The sequence below is a fragment of the Mesorhizobium sp. LEGMi-168a genome (genome assembly GCF_058312955.1).
Genome location: NZ_JBZEGV010000002.1, coordinates 240837 through 254629, shown reverse-complemented (window position 1 = coordinate 254629; position 13793 = coordinate 240837). Strand labels below are relative to the sequence as shown.

Genomic DNA, 13793 nt, shown 5'->3' with positions numbered 1-13793 from the left:
GTCACTCCATGACCAGGCAAGCAGTCTCTGCCGTCGCGATGTGCATGACTTGCCTGCTCCTGTCCGGCCCGGTCGCGGTCGGACAGGAGGCGGTCCAGACCGCCTATCGGATAAAGCCTTCGGAAGTCGCGGTGCCCCCGAATGTAAAGCTTGGCCAATATCAACGAACCACGCGTCCGTTCGAGAACTGGACGCTGATCTGCGACGAGAACCTGCAGGCCAGGAAGAAAGTGTGCAACATCAGCCAATCCTTCATCGACCAGAGCCAGGCCCTGGTCTTCAGCTGGTCGCTTGCGGCCGACGAGAAGGGCAAGCCCTTCATGATATTGCGAACCCCGAGCCAGACTGGCGCGGGCAGCAAGCTTTCGCTGAAATTTGCCGGCCGCAAACAGCCGGTGGACGTTCAGCTGCAGGGCTGCGACGCGTCGGTCTGCGTCGGTTATGTGCCCGTGGGTCCCGTGCTTCGCGAGCAGATCGGCAAAGAGACCACCGTCCAGGTTTCCTATTCCCTGCCGTCGGGGGCGACCGTCAGTCTCGATGCTCCGTTCAAGGGGCTCAAGACCGCGCTGTCGGCCATCAACTAGAAAGACTTGAGAGATGACACGCCAATCCATCGAGGACAGAATCCTGACGCGCTCCCAGCCCATTGCACTGCCGGAGCCGCCGGCAAACCCGCCGCCGAAGCGTTCGTCCGTCTGGCGGCTCATGCGAAACACGGCGTTGCTCGGCGCGTTCGCCGTGCTGGTCGCGGCGGCGGTCGTCCTGTCGTTCCGCTTCTCACCCGCGCTCGGGACGCTTGTCGCGGGCACGGCCTCGGCGCAAGCGCAGGCGCCCGCCGCCCAGGGCAAGCCCGCAGGAGCCAAGCCGGCGGAAGCCGGATCCGCGCCCGCGGATGCCGCGGCGAGCAAGAACCCGTTCCAGGCGCATGTGAGCCAGGCAGGCGTCCGTACCTGCGCCAATCTCTTTGCCACGCTCGGACAGGCTCTGACCGCGGGGTCGACCTATGCGGTGCAGACGCAATGGGACAACACCTCGCCCGATACCCACGCCGTGCAGGCGGTCGCCGGGATGAGCTACGACCTGCCGGACTACAAGACGCAAGCCGCCGGCGTCGTCTTTGCCTCGCCTGTCGGCCAGACCTGCGAAGGCGGCTTCGTGCGGGTGGCGCCTTTCCAGAAGTCCTGCCAGGAAGTCGCGCAGACCCTGCCGAAGGGCAGCGTTGCGACGGACAATCTTTCGAACACGATGCTTTTCAACCTGGCCAACAATGGTGGCCAGGCCCTTTTGGTCCCCACCGGCAACACCTGCATCGTCGTTTCGGTCGCCCGCATGGGCGGCTAGAGAGCCGCGGTGGATTGTCGAATAGCTACAACCTGGAGCACGAAAATGCTGATCAATCGCCGCCTTTCGTTTCCGCTGCTTGCGGCCTTGGTTGGGCTTACGATTGCGGGCCATGCGGCGGACCTGGTGGCGCCGCCGCCGGCGCCGACAGGCGAGGAAAAGGGCATCTGGGGCGCGATCGCTTATTCGCCAGGCGACGGTCGGCACGGCTTCTTCTGGGGCGCGGACAAGCGACAGGAAGCCGAGGACATCGCGCTCAAGCATTGCGAGAATGCCGATGGCGCCGGCTGCAGAGTGGTCGAGGTGTTCCGAAACCATCGCCATTGGGACGATGATGACGGCACCGGCTTTCCCTACGAGCATTGCGCGGCCCTGTCGGTCGGCAAGAGCCGTGGCGCGGCAACCCCGTTCTGGGGCGCCGCGTCGGCCACGACCCGCCGGGAAGCGGAGGACAAGGCCACGGCGCAATGCGGAGGCGAGGGGAAGGAGTGCAAGATCCGCGAATGGGTCTGCACCTGACGCGGGTGAGGCTCGATCGGCTTGTCCGCCCGGCCGCGTATTCGCGCGTGGAATGATCGCTAGTCCAGCTCGGGCAAAATCAGGGGGCAGGGCGCTTGGCTATGGCGAGGCCGATGCCGAGCGCGATCATCGCCCCGCCTGAGGCCTCTCGCAGGCGGCGTATCACACTGCTGCGCCCGGCCGCGCCTTCCCTGATGCGGCTCGCCGCGAAAGCGACGACGACGTCGGCGAGCGTGTTGAGCGTCACCGATACGAAGCCAAGGACCATGAACTGCAGGGCGACGTGGCCGGCGCCGAGGTTCACGAACTGCGGAATGAAGGCCAGGAAGAAGGCCGCCGTCTTCGGGTTCAACGCCTCGACCAGCACCCCTTCGCGAAACGCTCGCCGGGCGCCGACCGCGGGCGCCGGAGTGCCGCCGTCCAGCATTGCCTTTGCCTCGCGGCGGGCTGACTGGAAGGTACGAAAGCCGAGCCAGACGAGGTAGACGGCGCCGATAAGCTTCAACGCCGTGAAAAGCTCGGCGCTTGCGAGCACGATTGCCGAGACACCCAGGCTGCCGGCAAGCACGTGGACCATGCCGCCCAGGCCCGTCCCGAAACTGGAGGCGATGCCTTCCGCGCGCCCGCCGGCGAGCGTGCGCGCGGCGACGTAGAAGATGCCTGGACCAGGCGTGATGGCGAGCAGCAACGCCGCGGCGAAGTACAAGGCGAACTGGGTCAAATCCGGCATGATGGACTCAGGGCTACAGAGTTGGAGCGGACGGGTTCACGACGGGATGAGAGGGGCGACCTCACGGTCGGAAGGCCGATCGCTCGCCGCGAGACCAGATGCGACACCGGCGCGGTCGGCCGCGTTGCGGTTCTGGCTCATCTTGCGCTTGCCTTCGAGCCTCGTGATCGGCATGCGCAGGCCGACTATCCCCTTTAGTTGCGCCTGGATGAAATCCATTGGCGCATCCGATACCGCCCAGGACGAGGCGCGCCCGCCTTCATGCAGATTGGTCAGACGCGTGACCACATCGAGCAGCCTGTCGGCGTCCTCGAAGAACTCGACCGGTCCATAGGCGTGGACGGCGACATAGTTCCAGGTCGGCACCACCTTTCCGGTTTCCTGCTTGGTCTGGTACCAGGCCGGCGTCACATAGGCGTCCGGCCCCATGAAGATCGCCAGGCCGTCGCCCAGCGGCGGTACTCGCCACTGCGGATTTGCCTTCGCGACATGGCCATAGATCACGCCATGCTCGCCCTCTGTCTCGTCGAGGAAAAGCGGCAATGGCGTCGCCAGCGGTCCTTCCGCCGTGGCGGTGACCAGCGTCGCCAGCCGCGCCGCGCGGATCGTTGCGCTCAGGCTCTCCTGATCGTCATCGCGGAAGGCGGGCGGGATGTACATGGCGAAACTCCTTGCGTTGCAGGAAAAGATGCCCGAAAGCTGGCTTGCTTGGAACGTCCAGTTTTGAAGGGTTTCAGTGGTCCAGTTGGAACAAGATGGTGTGGCGCGCCGGATCATCGCGGCGATCAAGGCACAGATCCACAGCGGCGCCTACCGGCCCGGCGACCGTTTGCCGTCGTCGCGGGCCTTCGCAGCCGAATGGGGGGCGTCACGAACCACGGTAACGGCGGCCTACAACCAGCTCGACGCCGAAGGCTATCTGATCATCCGGCAGGGGGCACGTGCGATCGTGGCTCCGGGACTGGAGACAGCGTCGGTGGAGACGCCCGTGACGACTGCTTCGGCCCGGAACCTTTCCGCGTTCGCCCAACGTCTGCTCACCCTGCCCCCGCCGGCGCAACAGCAGCCGGCCAGGGTCGCGGATTTCCGCTATGGCGACCTGTCTGGGGCGGACTTCCCGGTGCTGGCCTGGCGGCGGGCGTCGAACAAGGCCGTTCTCCGGCGCGGCGCCCGGCTGCGTTATGGCGACCCGCAGGGATCCTTTGCTCTCCGGAGCGCCCTTCAAACCTATCTCTGGCGCGCCCGCGGCATCAGCTGCACGCCTGACCAGATCGTCATCGTCAACGGCTCGCAGCAAGGGCTCGACCTCTGCGCGCGGCTGCTGCTCGATCCCGGCGATCCGTTCGTGATCGAGAATCCGGGGTATCTGCTGGCTCGCAATGCCTTCGTGGCGGCCGGAGGCATCGCTGTGCCGGTGGCAGTCGACGCGGACGGGCTGAGGACGGATGCGCTGCCGCCGGCCCGTCTGGCATATGTCACGCCGTCGCACCAGTTCCCGCTCGGCGGCGTCCTGTCGGCGACGCGGCGGCGTTCGCTTCTGGCCTGGGCCACCGGCACGGGGGCCTATATTGTGGAGGACGACTATGACGGTGAATACCGTCACGACATTAGCCCCATACCGCCTCTGCAGACCCTCGACGCAAACTCCGTCATCTATGTCGGCACGCTGTCCAAGACGCTCTCGCCCACCTTGCGGCTGGGCTACCTCGTCGTCCCCGCCAGCCTGCGCCGAGCGTTCAGCGAGGCGAAGCGCCTGACCGACCGGCATGCTCCGACGCTGGAACAGGACGTGTTGGCCGACCTTTTGGCGAGCGGCGCTTACGAGCGTCATGTCCGCAGCATCCGCAGGAAGAACGCCGAGCGCAGGGAAGTCCTGCTGCAGGCGTTGGCCGATCATCTGGGTCCGAAGGTCGCGGTCGCAGGGGCCGACACCGGATTGCATGTCGTTGCCTGGGTGAACGGCATCGCCGCCGAACGCGAGCCGGAGATCATCGCGGCCGCGCGGGCTGTCGGGATCGGCCTCTATCCGGTATCGCCGCTCTATGACCCGACCGCGCCGCGACCTGCAACGGTTGGCTTCATTCTGGGTTATGCCGGGCTCGACACAGTGGCGTTGCGACGTGGTGTTGCGGTGCTGGCGACTGTACTGGCCGAGCACCGCTGACGAGCAATTCCAGGAAAAGCGTGTAGCGGTTTTCCGTCCGGAATTGCGTAAAGCGAACAGCAGATCAGAATATCTCGTCGCCGAGCCGCTTTACCGGTCCGAGCAGGATTGACCCTGTCGGCACGCCATTGTCGATCGGGATGGCTCTGCGCTCCGGCATGTCGGCCACCGGCTCGCCGATATCGGCCGTCACGACGACCGGGCTCTTGTTCGGCACGCGGTCGTAGAGGTCGATGATGTCCTGGTTGATCAGGCGAACGCAACCCGAAGAGACAGACTTGCCGATCGACCACCATTCGGGCGAGCCGTGCAGGCGGTAGAGCGTGTCTTGGTTGCCCTGGAACAGATAAAGCGCGCGGGCGCCGAGCGGGTTCTTCAGTCCGCCTTGCATGCCGCCGTTCTTGGCGCTGAATTGCGTCAGTTCCGGCTGGCGGGCGACCATCTCGTCCGGCGGCGTCCATTTCGGCCACTTTTGCTTCCACTGCACAACGGCATCGCCCGACCACTCGAAGCCCGCGCGGCCGAGACCGACGCCGTAGCGGATCGCCTGGCCGCCCTCGCGCACCAGATAGAGGAAGTGGTTGGTGGTATCGACCACGATGGTGCCCGGCCGCTGTCCAGTCGGATCGGGGACGATCTGGCGCAAGAATTTGTGATCGATCTTGTTCACTGGGATGGCCGGCAGGTCGAAGCCGTTGTCCGACGTGGCCCCATACATCGTCTCATAGTCGCCGAGCGGCGGTTCGACATAGGCCGGCGGTGGCGGCTGGACCGGTTCGGGGCCCGGGCCGGTGGTCGAGCAGGCAGAAACCGCGGCCGAAGCAGCGCCAAGGGCCGTGAGATTGAGGAAGCCTCGGCGGCTGATACGGAAGGAAGCGTCTGACATGGTTGCCTTTTCTAGGTCTCAATTCGCAAGAAAGCATGAATCCCGCAGGCTGGCCGCCGGCAGCTCCGATAACAGTCGGCGGCGATAGGCGGTTCCAATTCTGGCCTCAGGGTGGACAAACAAAGGCGAAGCTGTGACCGCGACACATCTGTTGCGCTGCAGCAACAGCAAGATCAGGCGCCTGCCAAAAGACCTTCGAGCGAGGGCAGGATCAGCCCTGGCGGAAAGTCCCGGTATTCGTCCGGCTGGTTGGTGCGGTTGATCCAGACGGTGCGGAAGCCGAATTTGGCGGCGCCGGCGACGTCCCAGCGGTTGGAGGACTGGAACGACACCGCCTCCGGATAGAGCCGCCAGCCGGTGACCACCATGTCGTAGACCGACGGGTCGGTCTTGAAGCGCTTGATCTCGTCGACCGAAAACACGTGGTCGAGGATCTGGTCGAGGGCCGCGGATTTCACCGCAGCCCGCAGCATTTCCGGCGAGCCGTTGGATAGGATCGCGAGCTTCGCGCCGGATGCCTTGAGCGCCTTCAGCACCGCCGGCACTTCCGGATAGCAGTCGAGCCGCCAATAGGCTTCCAGCAGCCTGGCTCTCAAGGCCGGGTCGGCCGAAGGCACCTTGCGCAGCGCAAAGTCCAGCGCCTGCTCGGTGAGCTGCCAGAAATCGGCATAGGCGCCCATCAACGTCCGGACCCATGAATATTCGAGCTGCTTGGCGCGCCAGATTTCGGAGAGAAGCTGGCCGTCCGGTCCGATCTCGCCGGCATGGCGGCGCACGGCCGCGTGCACGTCGAACAACGTGCCGTAGGCGTCGAAGACATAGGCCGCATGGTGCATGGAGAGAAGTTTTGCGGCGCGCCGGGGCGGGGCGCAAGCGCTGATTGCGGTCAAGTGCCTCTGGCCTCAACGATTTTTGCCAATGTCGGTTGACGCAGGCTGTCAAAGCATCGTCCTATGGCGCCCTGAAATCACTCATTTGGACGGCGAACATGACACTGGCGGCGGCGGCGCAGTCCGCGACATGGACCTATGTGGACGGCGACTGGTACGAGGGCAACGTCGCCATTCTCGGACCGCGCAGTCATGCCATGTGGCTGGGCACCAGCGTCTTCGACGGCGCCCGCTGGTTCGAGGGCGTGGCGCCCGACCTCGACCGCCATGCCGCGCGCGTCAACGCCTCGGCGATCGCGCTCGGCCTGAAGCCTTCCATGACGACGGAAAAGATCGTCGGGCTGACCTGGGACGGTCTGAAGAAGTTCGACGGCAAGACCGCCGTCTATATCAGGCCGATGTACTGGGCCGAGCATGGCGGCTATATGGGCGTGCCGGCCGACCCGTCCTCGACACGCTTCTGTCTTTGCCTCTACGAATCGCCGATGATTCCGCCTTCCGGCTTTTCGATCGGCGTCTCGCCGTTCCGGCGGCCGACCATCGAGACGATGCCGACCAATGCCAAGGCCGGCTGCCTCTATCCCAACAACGGCCGCGCCATCCTCGAGGCCAAGATGCGCGGCTTCGACAACGCCCTGGTGCTGGACATGCTGGGCAATGTCGCCGAAACCGGCACCTCCAACATCTTCCTGGTCAAGGACGGCCATGTGATGACGCCGGCGGCCAACGGCACCTTCCTCTCCGGCATCACCCGCTCGCGCACGATCAACCTGCTCGGCGATTACGGCTTCAGGACCACTGAAAAGGCGCTCTCGATCCGCGACTTCCTCGAAGCGGATGAGATCTTCTCGACCGGCAACCATTCGAAAGTGGTGCCGGTCACCCGCATCGAGGACCGCAGTCTTCAGCCCGGACCGGTGGCCAAGAAGGCGCGCGAGCTCTACTGGGATTGGGCGCATTCGACTTCCGCCGCCTGAGCGGATAAAAAGGCGATCGGCGCTTCGTTCTGGAGTTGCCCCAACCCATTCCAGACCTATCTTAGTTCGGTAGTTTCACCGGATTTTTTCCACGAGGGAGTACCATCCATGGCTTTTGAGTTGCCCGCTTTGCCTTACGACTACGAGGCCCTGCAGCCTTACATGTCGAAGGAGACGCTGGAGTATCACCACGACAAGCACCACAAGGCCTATGTCGACAACGGCAACAAGCTGGCCGCCGAGGCTGGAATGGGCGATCTTTCGGTCGAAGAGGTCGTGAAGCAGTCCTTCGGCAAGAATGCCGGGCTCTTCAACAATGCCGCCCAGCACTACAACCACATCCATTTCTGGAAATGGATGAAGAAGGGCGGCGGCGGCAACAAGCTGCCGGGCGCTTTGCAGAAGGCTGTCGATGCCGATCTCGGCGGCTACGACAAATTCAAGGCGGACTTCATCGCCGCCGGCACCACCCAGTTCGGCTCCGGCTGGGCCTGGCTCTCGGTCAAGGACGGCAAGCTCGCGATCTCGAAGACTCCCAATGGCGAGAACCCGCTGGTCCACGGCGCGTCGCCGATCCTCGGCGTCGACGTGTGGGAGCACTCCTATTACATCGACTACCGCAACGCGCGGCCGAAATATCTCGAAGCCTTCGTCGATAGCCTCATCAACTGGGACTATGTCCTGGAGCTCTACGAAAAGGCGAAAGGCTGACTGTTTTAAAGAAAAGCCCCGGCATGCCGGGGCTTTTCTTTTTCGGCCAACATAGGAGATTGATCACCATCGGGAAAATCGTGACGGCACGGGGGGAATATTCCCGCCGTCAGGTCCGTTAACGTCCAGTCGCGAACTTTCTTCACACGGAGCCAATTGAATGAGAAAGCTTGTCCTCGCCATCTCTATGCTCGCTCTTGCCGGTTCGGTTGCATACGCCGATCCGATCAAGGATCGCCGGGCCCTGATGAAGGAGCGCGGCAAGCTCGCCGGCCAATTGTCGAAAGTCGTCAAGGGCGAAGACGATTTCGATGCCGCCGCGGTGCTGACCACACTCAAGGCCTTGCAGGCCAATGCCGAGAAATTCGATGCCGACACGCTGTTCCCGGCCGGCAGCGACAAGGGCGACACCACGGCTGCGCCGAAGATCTGGGAGGATGTGGCGGGCTTCAAGGCGGCCGGAGACAAGCTCGTGGTCGACGTTAAGGCCGCGGTCGCCTCGCCGCCGGCCGATGTCGATGCGCTGAAGGCGCAGCTCAACACGATCGGCGGCGACTGCGGCACCTGCCATCAGAGCTACAGGATCAAGAAGGGCTGATCGCCTGCCATGGCCTGGCTGAAGAAGCTCGTCGGCGCCGTCATCGTGCTGGGCGGCGCCGGCGCCGTTGCCGGCTGGGCGCTGTCGGCTCCGGTCCGGCTTGATGCCGCGACCGTCGCGCAGTTCGGGCCCGGCGACGCCGCCAGAGGCAAGCGCATCTTCAATGCCGGCGGCTGCACGTCCTGCCATGCCAAGCCGGGGTCGAAGGGTGACGCCCGGCTGGAGCTTGCCGGCGGGCTGGAGCTGAAGACGCCGTTCGGCACCTTCGTGCCGCCCAACATCTCGCAGGATCAAAAGGACGGGATCGGCGCCTGGAGCGAGGAGGACTTCGCCAATGCGATGCTCAAAGGCGTTTCGCCCTCCGGCGAGCATTTCTATCCGGCCTTTCCCTATGCCTCCTACGCGCGCATGAAGCCGGCCGATGTCGCCGACCTCTATGCCTTCATGAAGACGCTGCCGACGGTCGCAGGCAAGGCGCCCGGCCACAAGCTCTCTTTCCCCTTCAACATCCGTCGCGGCATTGGCCTGTGGAAGCGACTCTATCTCAGCCCCGACCCGGTGATCGCCTTGCCCGACGGCGCGCCGGACAAGGTGCTGGCCGGCCGCTATCTGGTCGAGGGACCCGGCCATTGCGGCGAATGCCACACCCCGCGAGACTTCGCCGGCGGCGTCAAGAAAGCCGAATGGCTGGCCGGCGCCGTGGCGGCGGAAGGCAAGGGCGTCGTGCCCAACCTCACCCCCGAAGGGAACAGCATCAAAAGCTGGTCGGAGAGCGACATCGCCAACTACCTCGAAACCGGCTTCACGCCCGATTTCGATTCCGTCGGCGGCGCCATGGTCGAGGTGCAACGCAACATCGCCCAGTTGACGGCCGACGACCGCGCCGCGATCGCCGCCTATCTCAAGGCCGTCCCGCCGCACCCCAACGGCTATCCGGCGCGCAAGCCGGCGAGCTGACCAGAGCAATTCCAGGAAAAGTGTGTAGCGGTTTTTCCGTTCGGAATTGCGTCAAAACGGCTTCCTACGGGTGGCGGTCGCCCAGGAAATCGAAGCCGTTTTCGAAAAAGTGATTGTAGTCGCAGGTCAGTTCTTCGCCGGGCGCGATGTCGCGCAGCGCGTAGGTTTCCTCGGGCGAGGAGACGTCGCAATTCGGCTCGTCGGCGTGGTTCATGTAGCGGGCGTCATCCGCCTCGAAGACGATGAAGTTGGGATCGCGCCGGTCCGGATAGGAATACCGGTCGAGATAGGACTTAACCGGGCCGGATTCGCCTTCATAGGTTTCCATGGGAATGCGCCGGTCGAACCTCGGATCGAGCTTCCAGATCAACGTGCCGCGCGGAATGCGGTGTTTGGCGAAGACACCAATGCCCTGGATGGACGATTTGTCGAGATAGACGTCGACGAGCAGCATGACGAACCTTGCGAATGTATTGTGCGCGCGGCCCGAAAGACCGCGACCAAAAACGACGGCGCATTGCGTAACGCGAGGCCGTCGCAATTGCGAGTAAAAATCAAACCTTGCCGGTCACTTTCAAGGCATAGGCGTAGATGTATGCAATCTCCTCCAGCCGCGAGAACCGGCCCGACGCGCCGGCGTGGCCGGACTCCATGTTGATCTTGAACAGCACCGGATTGTTGCCCGCCTTGCGCTCGCGCAGCCGCGCCACCCATTTGGCAGGCTCCCAATAGGTGACGCGCGGATCGGTGAGCCCGGCCAGCGCCAGGATCGGCGGGTAGTCGAGCGCCGCGACATTGTCGTAGGGCGAATAGGCCGCGATCGTGTTGTAGTCGTCGGCGGAAGCGATTGGGTTGCCCCATTCCGGCCATTCCGGCGGCGTCAGCGGCAGGCTGGCGTCGAGCATGGTGGTGAGCACGTCGACGAACGGCACTTCGGCGACGATGCCTCCGAAACTCTCGGGCGCCATGTTGGCGACCGCGCCCATCAGCATGCCGCCGGCCGAGCCGCCTTGGGCGACGATGCGGTCGTGTTGCGTGTAACGCTCGGCCACCAGATGGCGCGCGCAGGCGATGAAATCTGTGAAGGTGTTCATCTTGTGCGCCCGCTTGCCGTCGTCGTACCAGCCATAGCCCTTGTCCTTGCCGCCGCGTATATGTGCGATGGCGAAGACGAAGCCGCGATCGACGAGCGAGAACCAGTTGGTGTTGAACGCCGCCGGCACCGCGATGCCGTAAGAGCCGTAGCCGTAGAGCAGGCAGGGGGCCGAGCCGTCGAGGGGCGTGTCGCGGTGGTGCAGAAGCGAGATCGGCACCAGTTCGCCGTCGGCGGCGGGCGCCATCAGCCGGCGTGTGACATAGTGCTCCGGATCGTGGCCCGAAGGCACTTCCTGCGTCTTCAAAAGCACGCGCTCGCGGGTGCGCATGTTGTAGTCGAACACCTGCGCCGGCGTCGTCATCGACGAATAGGTGAAGCGCATCACCTCGGTGTCGTATTCGTAGGAGCCGGAGAGACCGAGCGAAAAGGCCTCCTCGTCGAAGGAAATGAAATGCTCCTCGCCGTTCGAGCGATCGCGCACGACGATGCGCGGCAGGCCTTCCTTGCGCTCCAGCCTGACCATGTGGTGCTTGAAGCCGAGCACCGACAGGATCAGCCGGCCGGGTTCGTGCGGCACCAGTTCCTTCCAGTTGGCGCGCACCGGATCTTCGACCGGCGCGGTCATGATCTTGAAGTCCTTGGCGCCGTCGGCATTGGTGAGGACGAAGAAGACGTCGCCGCCTTCCTCCAGATCATATTGCAGGCCGGCCTCGCGGACCGCCACCAGCGTTGGCTCGGCGAACGGTTCGTCGGCGCGCAGTAGCCGGTATTCCGATGTCTCATGGTCGTTGATGCCGATCATGATCCAGTCGTTGGAGCGCGTGCCGCTGACGTCCATGAAGAAACCCGGGTCGGTCTCCTCATAGATCAGCCGGTCGTTTTCAAGCCTGTCGCCAAGTGCATGGAAGAACACTTTTGACGGGCGGTGGTTGTCGTCTAGGCGGGTGTAGAAGAAGCCGTCGTCGCCGGCGTTCCACACACCGCCGCCACCCGTATCGGGGATCTGGTCGGCCAGTTCCTTGCCGCTGGCGACATCGCGCACGCGCAGCGTGAAGAATTCCGAGCCCTTGTCGTCGAAGGCCCAGAGCAGCTTCCTGTGGTCGGCCGAATGGTCGACGCCGCCGAGACGGAAATAGGACTTGCCTTCGGCTTCCGCGTCGCCGTCGAGCAGGATCTCCTCAGTGCCGCCGTCGCGCGGCGTGCGGAAGTAGCGCGGCTGCTCGCCGCCCTGCCGGAAGGACGAGCCATAGGCATAGGGACCGTCCTTCATCGGCACGGTGGAGTCGTCTTCCTTGATGCGCCCCTTCATCTCGGCGAACAGCTTGGCCCGCAGTTCGGCCGTGTCGGCCATCAGCGCCGCCTGGTAGGCATTCTCGGCTTCGAGATGGGCGCGGATCGCGCCGGCGAGGAGCGATGGGTTCCTGAACATCGCCTGCCAGTTGTCGGCGCGCATCCAGGCATAGTCGTCGGTGCGGCTGATGCCGTGATGCACATCGAAGACAGGGCGTTTCTCGGGCCGCGGCGGGTTGGCGGTCGGGAAGGCGGCCAGGAAGGTGGAAGGTCTGGTCATTACGTCTCGCTGTGGAATTTGCTTGAATGGCAAATGAACACGCCGCTCAGCAGCGGTTCAAGGGGCGGGGTTCAAGGTATCTACAGAAACTAAGTTGAAGGGGGGAAAGATGAAATCCTATGTTCGCACGGCCGCGGCTTTTGCCGTCGCTTCGACAGTGCTGGCCTTTTCCGGTCAGTCTCATGCAACCGTATTCGCCGCCTGGCAAGTGGCGGGCGTGCCGTTCGGCGACACGCTCAACGCGCGCAAATATCCGTCAAACACATCGCAAAAGCAGGCGGCCTATCCGAATGGCGCCGTCTTGCAGATGACCGGCCGCTGCACGGGCGGGATAGATCTGCTCGACATTGCCGGCCAGCCGCGCTGGAAGCAGCGGCAGGCGATCCGCTACCGCTGGTGCGAGGTCTGGCACGATCCGGCGCAGAACGGTCATTTCGTCACCGGCTGGGTCTACGGCAAATACATCGCGCCCTATTGAGAGGTCCGTCGCGGCCATCAGCGTTGCCCGCTCCCCGCGAGGATCAGTGTTCTTGCAGCCTGTGGCCTGCAGGATTCTTCGTGCTGGCGGCCAAGCATTTGTCAAGCATTAGCGACCTTCTTTGGCGCTGCCCGAGGTGTAAAGCGTATTTGACGTTGCGTCAGGCCGATCTGGTCCGGCCAGAAAAATCTCGCTAAGTTACACGGCGCACGAATTTTTGAAGCTGAATCGGCAATATTTGATGAATATCGCCGAATATAATTCAATAGGCGAATTGACTTACTTGCAGCATAGCGTCATTAAGATAACGCGACGCGAATCGTAGAGGCTTGCCTATATGAAATTCGCGCGATGCCCAATCCCAGAAAAAGGGCACAGTCTAGAAACAAACTCTCGTTGGGGCCTGAACACAATGGATATCGTCGAAACACCTTCAAGGAATAGTGACGCGCTGATCGAGCTGACCGCCGATGTCGTCGCGGCCTATGTCAGCAACAACCCGGTGCCGGTCGGCGAACTGCCGAACCTGATCGCCGATGTCCATGCCGCGCTCGGCCGCGTCGGCGGCACGAGCGAGCAGCCGTCGGCCGAGAAGCAGAAACCGGCCGTCAACCCGAAGCGCTCCGTGCATGACGACTACATCGTCTGTCTCGAAGACGGCAAGAAGTTCAAGTCGCTGAAGCGCCACCTGATGACCCACTACAACCTCACCCCGGAAGAATACCGCGAGAAGTGGGGTCTGGATGCCAACTATCCGATGGTCGCTCCCAACTACGCCGCCGCCCGTTCGCAGCTTGCCAAGAAGATGGGCCTTGGCCGCAAGCCCAAGAGCCGCAGATAACGGATATCGGACCAAGCAATTTGACGGCGCCCTTC

At 63.7% G+C, this 13793-nt stretch carries 16 protein-coding genes; 10 read left to right on the top strand and 6 right to left on the bottom strand.

The window, feature by feature from the left end:
• Positions 1-8: 8 nt before the first annotated feature.
• The 3 genes from AC4FWB_RS04580 to AC4FWB_RS04570 are packed head-to-tail and all read left to right on the top strand — an operon-like array spanning position 9 to position 1860.
• A complete protein-coding gene (locus tag AC4FWB_RS04580; RefSeq protein WP_491024597.1) occupies positions 9-584 on the top strand; it encodes an invasion associated locus B family protein in 576 nt (191 codons plus the stop codon).
• A gap of 13 nt (positions 585-597) precedes the next feature.
• On the top strand, positions 598-1341 hold the full coding sequence (locus AC4FWB_RS04575) for a hypothetical protein (protein WP_491024596.1): 744 nt from the start codon (positions 598-600) through the stop codon (positions 1339-1341).
• A 45-nt stretch (positions 1342-1386) separates the two neighbouring features.
• Positions 1387-1860, top strand: coding sequence for a DUF4189 domain-containing protein (locus tag AC4FWB_RS04570; protein ID WP_491024595.1), 474 nt, complete (start codon positions 1387-1389; stop codon positions 1858-1860).
• 79 nt (positions 1861-1939) lie between these two features.
• Here AC4FWB_RS04570 and AC4FWB_RS04565 read toward each other — a convergent pair whose 3' ends face one another.
• On the bottom strand, positions 1940-2590 hold the full coding sequence (locus tag AC4FWB_RS04565) for a LysE family translocator (RefSeq protein WP_491024594.1): 651 nt from the start codon (positions 2588-2590) through the stop codon (positions 1940-1942).
• Positions 2591-2626: 36 nt separating this feature from the next.
• Positions 2627-3250: an FMN-binding negative transcriptional regulator gene (locus AC4FWB_RS04560; RefSeq protein ID WP_491024592.1), complete on the bottom strand. Its 624-nt coding sequence runs from the start codon at positions 3248-3250 to the stop codon at positions 2627-2629.
• 76 nt (positions 3251-3326) lie between these two features.
• On the opposite strand from AC4FWB_RS04560, the gene pdxR reads away from it, so the two are divergent.
• Positions 3327-4754: a MocR-like pyridoxine biosynthesis transcription factor PdxR gene (pdxR, locus tag AC4FWB_RS04555; RefSeq protein ID WP_491024591.1), complete on the top strand. Its 1428-nt coding sequence runs from the start codon at positions 3327-3329 to the stop codon at positions 4752-4754.
• A gap of 64 nt (positions 4755-4818) precedes the next feature.
• Here pdxR and AC4FWB_RS04550 read toward each other — a convergent pair whose 3' ends face one another.
• Both AC4FWB_RS04550 and AC4FWB_RS04545 read right to left on the bottom strand, forming a co-directional pair.
• Positions 4819-5640: a L,D-transpeptidase gene (locus tag AC4FWB_RS04550; RefSeq protein ID WP_491024590.1), complete on the bottom strand. Its 822-nt coding sequence runs from the start codon at positions 5638-5640 to the stop codon at positions 4819-4821.
• 173 nt (positions 5641-5813) lie between these two features.
• The gene (locus AC4FWB_RS04545; RefSeq protein WP_491024847.1) at positions 5814-6476 is read right to left on the bottom strand and encodes a haloacid dehalogenase type II; all 663 of its coding nucleotides are present in this window, start codon (positions 6474-6476) and stop codon (positions 5814-5816) included.
• 152 nt (positions 6477-6628) lie between these two features.
• On the opposite strand from AC4FWB_RS04545, the gene AC4FWB_RS04540 reads away from it, so the two are divergent.
• The 4 genes from AC4FWB_RS04540 to AC4FWB_RS04525 all read left to right on the top strand — a co-directional run bounded on the left by AC4FWB_RS04540 (position 6629) and on the right by AC4FWB_RS04525 (position 9773).
• Positions 6629-7507 (top strand): branched-chain amino acid aminotransferase, encoded by an 879-nt coding sequence (locus AC4FWB_RS04540; RefSeq protein ID WP_491024588.1) that lies wholly within the window; start codon positions 6629-6631, stop codon positions 7505-7507.
• 108 nt (positions 7508-7615) lie between these two features.
• Positions 7616-8218, top strand: a complete 603-nt coding sequence (locus tag AC4FWB_RS04535) for a superoxide dismutase (RefSeq protein WP_126085129.1) — start codon at positions 7616-7618, stop codon at positions 8216-8218.
• A gap of 160 nt (positions 8219-8378) precedes the next feature.
• On the top strand, positions 8379-8816 hold the full coding sequence (locus AC4FWB_RS04530) for a c-type cytochrome (protein ID WP_491024587.1): 438 nt from the start codon (positions 8379-8381) through the stop codon (positions 8814-8816).
• A 9-nt stretch (positions 8817-8825) separates the two neighbouring features.
• A complete protein-coding gene (locus AC4FWB_RS04525; RefSeq protein ID WP_491024585.1) occupies positions 8826-9773 on the top strand; it encodes a cytochrome c in 948 nt (315 codons plus the stop codon).
• A 64-nt stretch (positions 9774-9837) separates the two neighbouring features.
• On the opposite strand, the gene AC4FWB_RS04520 is transcribed toward AC4FWB_RS04525, so the two are convergent.
• On the bottom strand, positions 9838-10227 hold the full coding sequence (locus AC4FWB_RS04520; protein ID WP_491024583.1) for an SET domain-containing protein: 390 nt from the start codon (positions 10225-10227) through the stop codon (positions 9838-9840).
• A gap of 100 nt (positions 10228-10327) precedes the next feature.
• The gene (locus tag AC4FWB_RS04515; RefSeq protein WP_491024581.1) at positions 10328-12439 is read right to left on the bottom strand and encodes a S9 family peptidase; all 2112 of its coding nucleotides are present in this window, start codon (positions 12437-12439) and stop codon (positions 10328-10330) included.
• A 109-nt stretch (positions 12440-12548) separates the two neighbouring features.
• Here AC4FWB_RS04515 and AC4FWB_RS04510 point away from each other — a divergent pair, with 109 nt between their 5' ends.
• The gene (locus AC4FWB_RS04510; RefSeq protein ID WP_491024580.1) at positions 12549-12917 is read left to right on the top strand and encodes an SH3 domain-containing protein; all 369 of its coding nucleotides are present in this window, start codon (positions 12549-12551) and stop codon (positions 12915-12917) included.
• A gap of 412 nt (positions 12918-13329) precedes the next feature.
• Positions 13330-13758, top strand: coding sequence for a Ros/MucR family transcriptional regulator (locus AC4FWB_RS04505; protein ID WP_126101286.1), 429 nt, complete (start codon positions 13330-13332; stop codon positions 13756-13758).
• Positions 13759-13793 lie beyond the last annotated feature (35 nt).

Bases quoted from the DNA above. Each gene is read 5' to 3' on its own strand.
- AC4FWB_RS04580 (WP_491024597.1), top strand. From the start codon at position 9: ATGACCAGGCAAGCAGTCTCTGCCGTCGCGATGTGCATGACTTGCCTG.
- AC4FWB_RS04575 (WP_491024596.1), top strand. From the start codon at position 598: ATGACACGCCAATCCATCGAGGACAGAATCCTGACGCGCTCCCAGCCC.
- AC4FWB_RS04570 (WP_491024595.1), top strand. From the start codon at position 1,387: ATGCTGATCAATCGCCGCCTTTCGTTTCCGCTGCTTGCGGCCTTGGTT.
- AC4FWB_RS04565 (WP_491024594.1), bottom strand. From the start codon at position 2,590: ATGCCGGATTTGACCCAGTTCGCCTTGTACTTCGCCGCGGCGTTGCTG.
- AC4FWB_RS04560 (WP_491024592.1), bottom strand. From the start codon at position 3,250: ATGTACATCCCGCCCGCCTTCCGCGATGACGATCAGGAGAGCCTGAGC.
- AC4FWB_RS04550 (WP_491024590.1), bottom strand. From the start codon at position 5,640: ATGTCAGACGCTTCCTTCCGTATCAGCCGCCGAGGCTTCCTCAATCTC.
- AC4FWB_RS04545 (WP_491024847.1), bottom strand. From the start codon at position 6,476: ATGCACCATGCGGCCTATGTCTTCGACGCCTACGGCACGTTGTTCGAC.
- AC4FWB_RS04540 (WP_491024588.1), top strand. From the start codon at position 6,629: ATGACACTGGCGGCGGCGGCGCAGTCCGCGACATGGACCTATGTGGAC.
- AC4FWB_RS04535 (WP_126085129.1), top strand. From the start codon at position 7,616: ATGGCTTTTGAGTTGCCCGCTTTGCCTTACGACTACGAGGCCCTGCAG.
- AC4FWB_RS04530 (WP_491024587.1), top strand. From the start codon at position 8,379: ATGAGAAAGCTTGTCCTCGCCATCTCTATGCTCGCTCTTGCCGGTTCG.
- AC4FWB_RS04525 (WP_491024585.1), top strand. From the start codon at position 8,826: ATGGCCTGGCTGAAGAAGCTCGTCGGCGCCGTCATCGTGCTGGGCGGC.
- AC4FWB_RS04520 (WP_491024583.1), bottom strand. From the start codon at position 10,227: ATGCTGCTCGTCGACGTCTATCTCGACAAATCGTCCATCCAGGGCATT.
- AC4FWB_RS04515 (WP_491024581.1), bottom strand. From the start codon at position 12,439: ATGACCAGACCTTCCACCTTCCTGGCCGCCTTCCCGACCGCCAACCCG.
- AC4FWB_RS04510 (WP_491024580.1), top strand. From the start codon at position 12,549: ATGAAATCCTATGTTCGCACGGCCGCGGCTTTTGCCGTCGCTTCGACA.
- AC4FWB_RS04505 (WP_126101286.1), top strand. From the start codon at position 13,330: ATGGATATCGTCGAAACACCTTCAAGGAATAGTGACGCGCTGATCGAG.